The sequence below is a fragment of the Sedimentitalea todarodis genome (assembly GCF_032595355.1).
Lineage (GTDB): Bacteria > Pseudomonadota > Alphaproteobacteria > Rhodobacterales > Rhodobacteraceae > Sedimentitalea > Sedimentitalea todarodis.
The window spans coordinates 43,707-55,566 of the sequence record NZ_JASMWN010000002.1 but is presented as its reverse complement, the minus strand read 5'-3'; the positions used below and the strand labels follow the sequence as shown (position 1 = coordinate 55,566).

The 11,860-nt window shown below is 60.5% G+C and carries 17 protein-coding genes; 8 read left to right on the top strand and 9 right to left on the bottom strand.

Annotated elements, in window-relative coordinates; translation table 11 throughout:
- Positions 1 to 151 precede the first annotated feature (151 nt).
- From QO231_RS02995 to cbiB, 3 genes are all read right to left on the bottom strand, one after another.
- Positions 152 to 766, bottom strand: coding sequence for a PRC-barrel domain-containing protein (locus QO231_RS02995; RefSeq protein WP_316773222.1), 615 nt, complete (start codon positions 764 to 766; stop codon positions 152 to 154).
- 152 nt (positions 767 to 918) lie between these two features.
- Complete coding sequence (locus QO231_RS02990) at positions 919 to 2,088, bottom strand: lytic murein transglycosylase (RefSeq protein WP_316773219.1); 1,170 nt, start codon at positions 2,086 to 2,088, stop codon at positions 919 to 921.
- Positions 2,089 to 2,117: 29 nt separating this feature from the next.
- Complete coding sequence (cbiB, locus tag QO231_RS02985) at positions 2,118 to 3,044, bottom strand: adenosylcobinamide-phosphate synthase CbiB (protein WP_316773217.1); 927 nt, start codon at positions 3,042 to 3,044, stop codon at positions 2,118 to 2,120.
- 495 nt (positions 3,045 to 3,539) lie between these two features.
- Here cbiB and QO231_RS02980 point away from each other — a divergent pair, with 495 nt between their 5' ends.
- On the top strand, positions 3,540 to 3,902 hold the full coding sequence (locus QO231_RS02980; RefSeq protein WP_316773214.1) for a response regulator transcription factor: 363 nt from the start codon (positions 3,540 to 3,542) through the stop codon (positions 3,900 to 3,902).
- Here the strand turns inward: QO231_RS02980 and QO231_RS02975 are convergent.
- On the bottom strand, positions 3,884 to 4,873 hold the full coding sequence (locus QO231_RS02975; RefSeq protein WP_316773211.1) for a glutathione S-transferase family protein: 990 nt from the start codon (positions 4,871 to 4,873) through the stop codon (positions 3,884 to 3,886). The genes QO231_RS02980 and QO231_RS02975 overlap by 19 nt on opposite strands.
- Before the next feature lie 219 nt (positions 4,874 to 5,092).
- On the opposite strand from QO231_RS02975, the gene QO231_RS02970 reads away from it, so the two are divergent.
- On the top strand, positions 5,093 to 5,443 hold the full coding sequence (locus QO231_RS02970) for a hypothetical protein (RefSeq protein ID WP_316773208.1): 351 nt from the start codon (positions 5,093 to 5,095) through the stop codon (positions 5,441 to 5,443).
- On the opposite strand, the gene QO231_RS02965 is transcribed toward QO231_RS02970, so the two are convergent.
- The gene (locus QO231_RS02965; protein WP_316773206.1) at positions 5,444 to 6,616 is read right to left on the bottom strand and encodes a MalY/PatB family protein; all 1,173 of its coding nucleotides are present in this window, start codon (positions 6,614 to 6,616) and stop codon (positions 5,444 to 5,446) included.
- A 93-nt stretch (positions 6,617 to 6,709) separates the two neighbouring features.
- On the opposite strand from QO231_RS02965, the gene def (QO231_RS02960) reads away from it, so the two are divergent.
- From def (QO231_RS02960) to QO231_RS02935, 6 genes are read left to right on the top strand one after another with little or no spacing between them, the layout of a single operon-like run.
- Complete coding sequence (def, locus tag QO231_RS02960) at positions 6,710 to 7,228, top strand: peptide deformylase (protein ID WP_316773204.1); 519 nt, start codon at positions 6,710 to 6,712, stop codon at positions 7,226 to 7,228.
- Position 7,229: 1 nt separating this feature from the next.
- Positions 7,230 to 7,727 carry a peptide deformylase gene (gene def / locus QO231_RS02955; RefSeq protein WP_316773203.1) on the top strand — a complete coding sequence of 166 codons (498 nt, stop codon included), beginning with the start codon at positions 7,230 to 7,232 and terminating at the stop codon, positions 7,725 to 7,727.
- The gene (gene def / locus QO231_RS02950; protein ID WP_316773201.1) at positions 7,724 to 8,221 is read left to right on the top strand and encodes a peptide deformylase; all 498 of its coding nucleotides are present in this window, start codon (positions 7,724 to 7,726) and stop codon (positions 8,219 to 8,221) included. Before def (QO231_RS02955) ends, def (QO231_RS02950) begins: the two co-directional genes overlap by 4 nt.
- 22 nt (positions 8,222 to 8,243) lie before the next feature.
- Positions 8,244 to 9,149, top strand: coding sequence for a methionyl-tRNA formyltransferase (fmt, locus tag QO231_RS02945; RefSeq protein ID WP_316773199.1), 906 nt, complete (start codon positions 8,244 to 8,246; stop codon positions 9,147 to 9,149).
- A 10-nt stretch (positions 9,150 to 9,159) separates the two neighbouring features.
- Positions 9,160 to 9,405 (top strand): hypothetical protein, encoded by a 246-nt coding sequence (locus tag QO231_RS02940; RefSeq protein ID WP_316773197.1) that lies wholly within the window; start codon positions 9,160 to 9,162, stop codon positions 9,403 to 9,405.
- Position 9,406: 1 nt separating this feature from the next.
- Entirely contained in the window at positions 9,407 to 9,640 is a 234-nt protein-coding gene (locus tag QO231_RS02935) for a GlsB/YeaQ/YmgE family stress response membrane protein (RefSeq protein WP_316773193.1), read from the top strand.
- A 96-nt stretch (positions 9,641 to 9,736) separates the two neighbouring features.
- Here QO231_RS02935 and QO231_RS02930 read toward each other — a convergent pair whose 3' ends face one another.
- The 4 genes from QO231_RS02930 to QO231_RS02915 are packed head-to-tail and all read right to left on the bottom strand — an operon-like array spanning position 9,737 to position 11,853.
- The gene (locus tag QO231_RS02930; RefSeq protein WP_316773191.1) at positions 9,737 to 10,360 is read right to left on the bottom strand and encodes a trimeric intracellular cation channel family protein; all 624 of its coding nucleotides are present in this window, start codon (positions 10,358 to 10,360) and stop codon (positions 9,737 to 9,739) included.
- Positions 10,357 to 10,824, bottom strand: a complete 468-nt coding sequence (gene rnhA / locus QO231_RS02925) for a ribonuclease HI (protein WP_316773189.1) — start codon at positions 10,822 to 10,824, stop codon at positions 10,357 to 10,359. Before rnhA ends, QO231_RS02930 begins: the two co-directional genes overlap by 4 nt.
- The gene (locus tag QO231_RS02920) at positions 10,817 to 11,404 is read right to left on the bottom strand and encodes a class I SAM-dependent DNA methyltransferase (RefSeq protein WP_316773186.1); all 588 of its coding nucleotides are present in this window, start codon (positions 11,402 to 11,404) and stop codon (positions 10,817 to 10,819) included. The genes rnhA and QO231_RS02920 overlap by 8 nt, the downstream gene beginning before the upstream one ends.
- Positions 11,401 to 11,853 (bottom strand): DUF3429 domain-containing protein, encoded by a 453-nt coding sequence (locus QO231_RS02915; protein WP_316773843.1) that lies wholly within the window; start codon positions 11,851 to 11,853, stop codon positions 11,401 to 11,403. Before QO231_RS02915 ends, QO231_RS02920 begins: the two co-directional genes overlap by 4 nt.
- Between the last annotated feature and the right edge of the window lie 7 nt (positions 11,854 to 11,860).

The window sequence follows — 11,860 nt, the reverse complement described above, 5'->3', positions numbered from 1 at the left end:
GCGAAAAGGGCCCCGTTGGGCCCTTTTGCACCTTTGGTGTTGTCGCTCTTGGAGCGTTTCGCGTTTAACTTGGGTCGTCTGGTATCACCTAACGCGTTGAAATCTGAGATTTCGGGCAGCGTTAGGTGATTCAGGTTTGACGCGAAACGCTTTAGCTGTCGTATTCCGGCAGCTGCTCAAGTTCTTCCTTGCTTGACGAAACCATGGTTCGCAATTCGCCGGTTTCCTGTTCTTTCTGCAGGCTGAAGCTTTCAAAGCCAAGACCAACGGGCTTTTCGCCGATACCCAGAAAGCCACCCACATCCACGACCAGGGTTTCAATCTCGCCATCGTTGTTCAAGACGATCTCGGATATTTCGCCAATCCATTCGTTCTTGCTGTCATAGACGCGGGCACCGTCAAGCTCTTCGGCGGTGACTTCGGTCGGCTCGACAAGCGCATAGCCTTCCAGCGGTACGGCCGCAGGTGGCGTGACCATTCCCGGCGTGGCGTCGTTGGTCAACTCCTGGTTCGCCTCGCGGGTGGCATCGCCGGCTGCGTCAATGGCGTTCTCGGTTTTTTCGGCGGTCGCATCAGCAGCCTTTTTGGTTGCGGCAACGGCATCGTCGGCTGTGTTCTCGACTGCCTCGGCGGCGTCGCTCGCCGTTTGCTTGATCGCATCGCCGGTCTGTTCAAGCGCGGTTTCATCCTTCTTGGCGGTGTCCGTCGCAAATGCCGGTCCGACAAGGGCCAAGGAAAGAGCTGTGGTTGCAAGCAACTGTTTCATCTCGATTTCTCCTTCGGTTCGAGTGCGCCGGTCTCTGTGTTCCGGCGTCGTCTTCATATGGCAGGACAACAGGCACACTGCTGGTTCGGTTCCACGTCTCGCAAATTTTTTTGTGAAGACCGGCACCGTGCTCCAATCTGCCCCGGACGATCCTAGAGGCGGGACAGCAGTGCGGCGGTCGGCCAGGCATCGGCTGGCAGGCCAATTCGCACCTGTTCGGCTTGAACAGCGCGGCGGGTACGCGCGCCCAGGATCCCGTCGATCTTTCCGACGTCATGGCCACGGTCCTGCAGCTTTGCCTGCAACGCCTTCATCTGCGCACCGGTCAGGCCCGGGTTGGGATTTCCGGCGTCATAGACGGTTGCCCCTTCAAGCCGCGTCGCGAAGTATGCGGCCGTCAGTACATAGACAAAGCTCTGGTTCCATTCGAAATAGACGTTGAAATTCGGGTAGGCGATGAATGCCGGCCCCTTGTGTCCCTGTGGCAGGATCAGCGATGCCTGCAAATCACCCGCAGCCATTTCGCCTTGTCGCGCCATGACGCCAAGCGCAGCCCAGGCGGCGACCGTCTTGGTATGGTTGATGCCGGTGTGTGACAGGTCCAGCGAACCGGGAATCACGACCTCTTGAAGCCAGGGTTCGCCTGCGCGCCAACCGAGCGCCGCCAACATGCGCCCGCCAGACATCAGGGCATCCGCGGCGGACGTCTTGAGGGTCACATGCCCGTCGCCGTCACCGTCAATCCCGCTTTCCAGAATGTCGCTTGGCAGCATCTGGACCATGCCAATTTCGCCTGCCCAGGCTCCGGTGGTTCGGGTCGGGCTGAAATCTCCGCGCTGATACAACTCCAGTGCGGCAAGAACCTGCGGGCGAAACAGATCGGGACGTCGACAATCATGCGACAGCGTCAGCAACGCATTCAGTGTGTTGAAATCTCCCTGAATCGCTCCGAAGTCTGTTTCAAACGCCCAAAAGGCGAGCAGGACGCCGCGCGACACCCCATACTCCGCCTCGATCCGGTCAAATACGGATTTGTACCTGGTGGCGTTGCGGCGACCCCGGTCAATCCGGTTTTGCGAGATCAGCCTGCGCGAGAATTCGATGAAAGGTTTCTGAAACACCCCTTGAGACCGATCCGCGCGCAGAACACCTTGATCCTGTTGTGCGGATGCAAAGAAATCTTCGACGGTTTCGGGGGCGTATCCTGCCGCGATCGCCTCGGTCTTGAACGCGGCGACGAATGTGGAGAATGACCCCCCGCAGGTTGCATGGAGTGGGCCCGCGGCAAGCAAGGCGAACAGGAAAAAAGGGAAAATGCGCATGAAAAGCCCGGTCGGTTATGACAGTCTCGTCAACTTATCGGCAGCACAAGCAGCGTTGCAATCGCAATCACAAAACCAAGCAACAGGGCCCATACCCGCCAGAGGATGTTCACGGCACCCTCGATGTCGCTGGCGCCGATGTCCTTGCGCGCGGCACCGTTGACCCATGCGAGTTGCCGAAGTTGGCCATCATAGCTGCGCGGCCCTGCAAGGGCGAGATCAAGAGCGCGGGCCATGGCCGCCTCGGGCCAGCCCGCATTGGGCGAGCGATGCTGGTGTGCGTCCCGCGCAATTGCCGGCCATTGGCGCAACTGTCCCGCGAGAAGCGCGATCATCAGGCCGGTCAGGCGGGCGGGGATCAGGTTCAATACATCGTCAAGCCGGGCCGCCGCCCATCCGAATGCGAGGTAACGGTCATTGCGATACCCGATCATGCTATCTGCAGTGTTCACCGCCTTGTAGACAAGGATGCCGGGAAGGCCACCGATCAGGAACCAGAAGGCGGGTGCGACCACACCATCGCTGAGATTTTCGGCAGCGCTTTCAATCGCCGAGCGTGCGATCTGCGCCTCGGTCATGTCGCGGCAATCACGGCTGACGATCATGGCCACCGTCATGCGCGCGTCCTGTAACGACAGGCGCAGTGCCTTTGCGACCGCCGAGACATGCTGGACCAGGGATTTTTGGGCGAGCAGGACCGCGGCGCACAGGATTTCGAGAACCGGCCCTCCGGACGCAAGCAGAGTTCCCACGCCAGCGGCACCTGCAATCAGGATCAGCATCGCGAGCACACCTTTCAGCCGACGCGCAATGCCGCTGTTCAGCATCCGGTCCAGCCAGCCAACGACCCGCCCGGCAAGCACCGCCGGATGGGGCAGGCGAGACCATAGCCAGCCGGGCTCGCCCAGCAAAGCGTCAATAATCAATGCAAGCACAAGAGCCAGGGCAGTGGTCACGCCGACGCCTGCCGGTTATCGGCCGCTTGCATTCCGGGGCGCAGAGACCTTGTGGAGCAGGGGAAGCGACGCGACCAGATGTGCCGCTCTTTCAGCCAATTTGGCCATGCGGCGGCGGCGTCCGGTCGTGCCCTCCAGACCTGCACGCAAACTTGCAAAAGCGGGTCGGGCGCGGGGTTGATCCCGGTGGGCAAGCCCATCCATTCGTCTCGGTTTTGGGCGCAATGCCGAACAGATGTGTTGATTCGTCCGTCGCTCTCAAGGTCGGCGGGATTCCTGTGCTTGGGCAAGAAAGGCATTTGATGAGACTTCACGTTTTCGTCAAGATTTGCGGACGTTCAAGCGGATTTTCGCCGGAATCACAAGGATGTTGTCGTAGGGTGAACCACCGCCGAGTGCCGTTAAGGTTTTGTTAAGGGATTGGGAACATCAGTCTAGGTAGGGGTAAGAGGCACACATGGAAGGTAGAACTTAGAACGGTGCCCGGGTGATTGTATGAAAGTGCTTATTGTAGAAAGCAGACCAGAATTAGGTCTATTGTGGCGCCGCCATCTTGAAAGACAAGGTGCCAATGTGAGTTTGGTTCACAGTCAGGAGGCGGCGATCATGTCGCTCTCCGCCAATGACTACGAGATCATCGTGCTTGATCTGGTGCTCGACAATGGCAGCGCGCTGGCGGTCGCGGATTTTGCGAGTTATCGCAGACCGGACGCCCGGGTGATCTTTGTCACCAACACCAGCTTCTTTTCGGACGGGTCGATCTTTGCCCATTCTCCCAATGCCTGTGCCTATGTTCAGAGCGAAACGCCGCCAGAGGACCTGGCGGCGATGGTCGAACATTACGCCGCGCCACGCTGATCGCGCCCATGCGGGGCTGACCAGTTGACAATCGGGTTGATCGGGATGATCCGGTTTGGATTGATGGTTTCATGGCTATAGTGATAGTGGCGGACGATATGTTCCATGTTGACCGTCGCCGCGATGCCCGGCCACTGATACAATTCGCGGGTATAGTCCCATAAGTTGACGTAATCGATCAGCCGCGCACGGTTGCATTTGAAATGCAGATGATAGACGGAATCAAACCTCAGCAGTGTTGTCAGCAATCGCCAATCGGCCTCTGTAACCCGATCACCCAGCAAGTAGCGTTGCGTTGAAAGACGGTCTTCAAGCCAGTCGAGGCTTTCGAAGAGCGGTCCGACCGCCGCGTCATAGGCCGATTGGCTGGTGGCGAACCCGGCTTTGTAAACGCCGTTGTTGATAGTGTCATAGACCCGCGCGTTCACCGCATCAATTCCGTCGCGCAATTCGGCAGGCCAAAAATCATCGGTGTTTCCTGTTAGCCCGTCAAACGCAGAGTTGAACATGCGGATGATCTCGGCGCTTTCGTTAGAGACGATGGTTTCCTGCGCCTTGTCCCACAAGACCGGCACCGTGACTAGCCCGGTATGGCTCGGATCGGCGCGGGTATAGATCTGGTGCATGAAGTCGGACCCAAAGAGATCATCTCCGGTCGCGCCATGCTCATCCTTCTCGAAGGCCCAGCCCGAGCCGAGCATGTCCGGATGCACCACGGAAACCGGGATGTGATCGCTCAACTGCTTGAGTTGCCGAAAGATCAGCGTGCGATGCGCCCAGGGGCACGCATAGCTGACATAAAGGTGATAGCGCCCGGATTCGGCGGCAAATCCGCCGCGCCCTGTCGGGCCGGGCTGGCCATCCGGTGTGACCCAGTTGCGCATGACCGAACTGGCGCGATCAAAGCTGCCGTCTGATTTGACCGTGTTGATCCGCGCGTCTTGCCAGATGCCGCCCACCAGTTGTCCCATGATTGCAGTCTCCGTGATTACCAGACAGACCTAGTGCGATGCGCCTGCGCCGCCAATCGGCAGTTGCGCGCAGGCCCCCTGCACGTCTGCACATCGCTCGACGATCACGGAGCCATTTCGCAACACATCCTGTGCGGAAACGCCGCCAAGGTCAGAAAAGGGGTTGAAATAATCCGGGGGGGCGGCAGGCTTTGCTCGCAGCCTGGGGAGGTCAAGCTCGTGTCGACTTATGTTTCTGATGATGTTCGTTTGCAATTGAATGTGGCGCGCCTTGCGGCGTTGAAAAAGGTGAGCCGCCTGCGGGTCCAGGTTGGTGACATCTATTTCCCGGTTCTGAGACAGTGGCGCGACGGTTTCTCTGTCGAAGAGGAAACCGCGCCCTTGCTGCGCGGGCTCGTTGACCTTTACGATGGAGGGCGGCACGTCTGTCAGTGCCTGATCATCGCCTCGGAATCCGAGGCCGGTGAACGGCGATATGAATTCAAACGCAACACGGCCGCGTCGGACAAGGCGCCTCTGGATCACTATCGAGAACCGGATGCGCCCATGGGTTTGCTGCCCCGCGACTGATTACTGCAGGTCCGAGAACGCCTCGCGCAGACGATTGCAGGCCTCCTCGACCCGGTATCTCTGAGTCGCCAGGTTGAAACGCTGGAATTGCCGTCCCCCGGTACCGAACCCGACGCCGGGCGAGGTCGCGATCCTGGCGTCCACGCGCAGCCTCTTCTCTATTTCGGGGTCATCCATGCCGGCTCCTGAAAAGTCGACCCAGGCAAGGTAAGTTGCCTGAAGCGGCATCGACCAGAGTCCCGGAATCGATGCTATGGCGTCGTCAAAAAGCCTTCTGTTGCCATCCAGATGCCGTATCTGCCCGTCCACCCAATCGGCGCCTTCGGGGGAATAGGCCGCCTCGATCATTCTCACCCCCAGGGCGCTCGGGGCATAGTCAAGTGTGCTGAGCCGTTTGCGCATGGCAGCGCGCAGATCCGCGTCGGGGATGATCATGTTGCCGGTCCGCTGGCCTGCGATGTTGAACGTCTTTGATGCGGCCGTCAGATAGACCGCATTGGCGCGGGTGCCGGGGCTGGCGATGTCCATGGGTACAAAGCTGTTACCGGGCATGATCAGGTCATGGTGGATTTCGTCGCTGATCAGGATCAGGCCGTTGCGCGCGGCGAAACCGGCCACGGCGCGCAATTCGTCGCCAGTCCAGATGCGCCCCGACGGGTTTTGCGGAGAGCACCAGATCAGCAGTTTTTCGGTCCCGCTCAGCCGGCTCTGAGCATCGTCGAGATCAAGTGCATAGGTATCGCCCTCGCGGACCAGCGGGCATTCGACGACTTCGCGCCCGGTCTTTTTAATCTTGGCGGCAAACTCGTGGTACACGGGCGTAAAGATGACCGCACCATCGCCCGGTTTGCTCCAGACATCGAGACAGAGGGCAATGGCATTGCCGAGGCCCTGCGACGTGAGAATCCAGTCGGTGTCGACGTCCCACCCATGGCGATTGCGCATCCACCATTTCACGGCGGCCAGATATTCCGGATATTCCCAGGAGTAGCCAAAGACTCCAAGATCCGCTGCCTGCCGCAGGGCTTCGATCACGCAGGGCGCGGTGGGGTAGTCGGAATCGGCGGTCCACATGGCCAGCCCGTCAACGGCCGAGACACCAAACAGCGCCTCCATTTTGTCCCACTTGCTGCTCCGGGTCCCGCGGCGGTCGATCGGGTCGTTGAAGGTCATGCGGCTCTCCTTGTTTGCGGCGCAAGCTATCGGGTTTGATCCGCGGTGCAAGGGGCGTTGCGATGCGCGGGGCAATCGCCTAAATGAAACGGCATGAAAAGGCCCATTCTGATCCATCCCGACCCCCGCCTGAAAAAGGTCTGTTCCCCGGTTGACGACATCACCGGTGAACTGAGCAAACTGGCGGATGACCTGCTTGAGACCATGTATGACGCGCCGGGCATTGGCCTTGCCGCGCCGCAGGTTGGCGTGATGCAGCGGCTGATCGTGCTGGATTGCGTCAAGGAAGAAGGCGCGGCCCCGCGCCCCACCGTGATGTTCAACCCCGAGATCGTCGCGGTTTCGGACGAAACCAGCGTTTACGAGGAAGGTTGTCTGTCGATTCCGGACCAATATGCGGAAGTGACCCGGCCCGCCGAGGTCGAGGTGGCGTGGGTCGACCAGCAGGGGAATCCGCAAAAGCAGAGTTTTGACAAGCTCTGGGCGACCTGTGTGCAGCACGAGATCGACCATCTGAACGGCAAGCTGTTCATCGACTATCTGAAACCCCTGAAACGGCAGATGATCACACGCAAGATGCAAAAACTGAAACGCGAACGGGCGCGCGACTGAAATGGCCGTTCTGCCGATTTTGCGCTGGCCCGATACGCGGTTGAAGACGATCTGCGAACCGGTGAATGCGGGCGAGGACATTGGCGATCTGATTGCCGACCTGTTTGACACCATGTATGCCGCGCCCGGTCGTGGTCTGGCGGCACCTCAGGTCGGGGTGATGAAGCGCCTGTTTGTGATCGACGTCTCCTGGAAGGAAGCGGAACCCAGCCCGATGGTTTTTGTAAACCCGCGGATCATCGAGACGTCCGAGCGTAAATCGGACGCCGAGGAAGCATGTTTGTCCATTCCCGGTATCACCACGACGATCAACCGGCCCGATTGGGTGGTCATGGTCTGGACCGATGCGCAAGGCCAAGAGCAGGCCCAGAGGTTTGACGGGACATGGGCGCGGTGCGCGCAGCATGAGTTGGATCATCTGAACGGTATCGTGACACTCCAGCATCTGGACGCGCCCACACGCAAGGCGGCCGAATCCCGATATGCGGTGCAGCCATGACCATGCGCCGCTGTATTCCATGGCCCGACAAACGCCTGCGCACGCCGGCGGCAAAGGTCGATAAGATCACTGACGAGATCCGCGCGATCTGGGACGACATGATCGACACGATGGAGGCAATGCCGGGCGTTGGCCTCGCGGCTCCGCAGATCGGCGTGATGCTGCGTCTGGCAGTTGTGGACGGCTCGACCGAGCGGGGCAAGGCCGTTCGGCTTGCCAATCCGGAAATCCTGCATGCCTCGGTCGAACTGCGCGAACATGAGGAAGCCAGCCCGAATTTGCCGGGCCTGTCCGCCAAGATCACGCGCCCACGCGCTGTGACGGTGCGCTATCTGGACGAAACCGGTGTGATCACGCGGCGCGATTTCGTGGGCATCGAGGCGACCAGTGTGCAGCACCAGATCGACCATTTGAACGGGCGCTTGTATTTTGATCGTCTGTCCAAGGTGAAGCGCGACATGCTCTTGCGCAAGGCAAGGAAACTGGCGGATTAATCCCCGCCTGACGGAGGCAGACATGCGCATTATCTTCATGGGAACGCCCGATTTTTCGGTGCCGGTGCTGGATGCGCTGGTTGCGGACGGACATGAGATCGCGGCCGTCTATTGCCAGCCCCCGCGACCCGCCGGACGCGGCAAGAAAGAGCGCCCCAGCCCGGTACAGGCTCGCGCCGAGGCGATAGGTCTTGCCGTAAGGCATCCGGTATCGCTGCGCGACAAGACGGCACAGGTCGCGTTGCGGGCGCTGAATGCCGATATCGCTGTTGTTGTCGCCTATGGCCTCATTCTGCCAGAGGCGATACTGGACGCCCCGACACGCGGCTGTCTGAACATCCACGCCAGCCTGTTGCCGCGTTGGCGAGGAGCTGCCCCAATTCACCGCGCCATCATGGCCGGAGATGCGAAAACCGGCGTTTGCATCATGCAGATGGAGGCTGGGTTGGACACCGGCCCGGTCCTGATGCGTGCCGAGACCGCGATCGGCACAGAGGAAATCACCGCAGAATTACATGATCGGTTGTCCGCGATGGGAGCCGACCTGATCGTGCAGGCGCTGGAACGGTTGGATGACCTGCCACCGGCCCCGCAGCCGGACACGGGCGTCACCTATGCCGCAAAGATCGACAAGGCCGAGGCACGGATCGATTGGGCGCGGCCAGCGGTCGAAATCGACCGCCAGATTCGCGGCCTGTCGACCTTTCCCGGAGCATGGACCGAAATTGCGGGACAGCGGATAAAGGTGCTGGCCTCACGGCTTGCTTCCGGGGCGGGGCCGCCGGGCCAGGTGCAGGACGATTTCCTGACCGTTGCCTGCGGAAACGGCGCAATATCGCTCTTGCGCTTGCAGCGGGCAGGCAAAGGCGCGCAGGATGCAGAGACATTCCTGCGCGGATGCCCGGTGCCAAAGGGCACGCAGCTTTAGGAGAGGCACGATGTTTCCGACCCTGATAGGGACCGTGGTGATTGCCGGACTCGTCGGCTATGTCGGGGAAAAGACCGGGTTTACCCGCAACGGGTATCTGCCATCGATCATCATCTGTATCGGCGGGGCGTTCCTGTTCTATTTCGTGCGGCTGATGTTCGGCATCGGGTTCGGATCGCCCGGTCTCAATGCCATCGCCTCGTCGGTCGGCGCCCTGATCATCGTGCCAACTCACTGGCGCCGCGGAGGGCGGTGATATGGGCATCATCATGCTAATGGTTGTCGGGGCGGCGGCCGGGTTCATCGCAACCCGGCTGATGCGCTTCGAATCGGATATTCCCACCACCATGTTCATCGGGATTGCGGGCGCATTGATCGGCGGACTGATCCTGCGGACGTTGACCACGATCATGGGCGCAATGGCGGGATTTGTCGGCGCGGTGCTGGGCGCGATGTTGCTGATCTGGCTTTGGCAGCGCTATCGGCGTTAGATCGTTTCAGAATTCGACGAAAAAGACATGCGCGGCCTTGCCCTTTGGTGGCACGCCAGTTTCACGCACGCTGCTTTCTTGGGCATCTATGACCGATTAGACCTTCGGCGGGCGGCTTTTATAGACCGGCAGGCTCCAGCCAAAGATCAGGGACCCTGCACGCAGTATGCCGCATGTGGCCGCCGCGATCAGCAGTGCGGGGCGCGTTGGGATGCCCACACTCAGCGCAATCATCGCGGCACCCGATCCGGCAAGGGCTGCGGTGGCATAAAGCTCTCCCTGCTTCAGTACCAGAGGAATTTCACCGACCACGACATCGCGCATCAGCCCGCCCAGACAGCCGGTTGCGACCCCCATCAGCACGACGATCACACCGGGCTGACCAAAGGACAGGGCAACGCCTGTCCCCGCCGCGACGGCAATTGAAAGCGCAAAGCAGTCGAGCCACAAAAGCCAGCGATAGCGGCTTTCGACAAGATGCGCGGTGAAGAACACAAAGATCGCCGCCGCCACGCAGATCAACACATAGGCGGGCTGCCCGACCCAGAAGACCGGATCGCGCCCCAGCAAAACGTCGCGCACGGTCCCACCACCAACGGCCGTCAGGCAGGCGATAAAGGCAAAGCCAACAAGGTCGAGCTGCGCCCGGCTGGCAACCAGCGCGCCGGTCAGGGCAAAGACCAGAACCGAGCTGAAATCCAGCAGCGCCAGAAAACTCATTTGCCTGCTGCCTTGGTCTTGAACGGGGCCATCCCGGCGCGGGCGAGTTCGTCGGCATGTTCGTTTTCCGGGTGTCCGGCGTGGCCCTTGACCCATTCCCAGGTCACGTTATGCCGCGCCTGTGCCGTGTCAAGTTGCTGCCAGAGGTCGGCATTCTTGACCGGCTTTTTCGCTGCGGTTTTCCAGCCGTTCCTTTTCCAGCCGTGAATCCAGCTGGTGACGCCATTCTTAACATACTGGCTATCGGTCACGATCGTGATCGGGCTGGCGCGATCCAGCGCGTTCAGCGCATTTATGGCCGCCAGCAGCTCCATCCGGTTGTTGGTGGTATCGGCTTCGCCGCCGCATATATCGCGCTCTTTGATGACGCGTTCGCCGTCCATCGCACGCAACAAGACACCCCAGCCACCGGGGCCGGGATTTCCGGAGCAGGCTCCGTCGGTATAGGCAATCAGATCAGGCATGGGCGGCTATGGCGATCCATTCATCAAGGGTTCCGGCCAGCCCCTTTTCCCTGCCGGTGCGGTGGGATGCAACCGTGAAACCGGCCTCTTGCAGATACTGTTCCAACTCGTCGCGGCTGTAGTAGCTGTAGAACCGGCCCAGCCGATCTGTCGCCTCGCCGCGGCCGAGTTTCATCGCCAGATGCAGCCGTGCACCGGGTTTGGCGGCGCGGTGAAGGGCGGCAAGGTGCAGGGGGAACTTTGCACGCGGGGCATGGAGCAGCGAAAAGCTCGCCCAGATGCCATCATAGATCGACTGACCGTCAATCTCGTCAAAGGTCGCCTGCCTGGCCGAGACGCCGGGATGTTGTGCGGCAAGGCGGATCATTTCCAGTGAACCATCTGTTGCGATGACGTGCAGCCCGGTGTCGGCCATGCGCGCTGCCGCGTGTCCCGGGCCACAACCGAGATCGAGCACCGCGCCGCCCCGGGGCATTTCCGCAAGGAAATCGGCAAATGCGGGGTCGTCCCAATCGGCCATGATCTTCTGATAGGTCTCGGCTTGATCGTCATAGACGTTCAGGGTTTCACGTTCGCTCATAGCAGCACTCCGACCAGCAGACACAAGATGACGACAGTTGTCAGCAGTACGCGCAGCCGTGTCCACCAGGACGGCGCGAGTCCCCAGTGCGCGAACGCAAAATCAAGAAGCAGCAGACCGGCAAATCCGAAGATCAGGTTGGTTCCCGCAGTGATTGGTCCACCGCCCGTCATGAAGAACGCCCAGAGCGCGGGGATCACCAACAGCCCGTACCCGAACGCTGCCCGCGTGCCACGCGCCATGGCGGCAAAGCCCCAGAGAACACCGGACATGAACGAGAGGATCACCGACCCGTAAAAGAGTTGGACATAGGGGCCGACAAAGCGCGGTCCGAACCGCGATGCGCCCCAGGCGGCAAGATCACCGTTCAGATAGGTTGCCGCCCCCCAGAGAAAAGGAACCAGGCCAGCCAGGCCGAGGATCAGCGGAACCCTGGGAATGCCGGTCATCATCTGC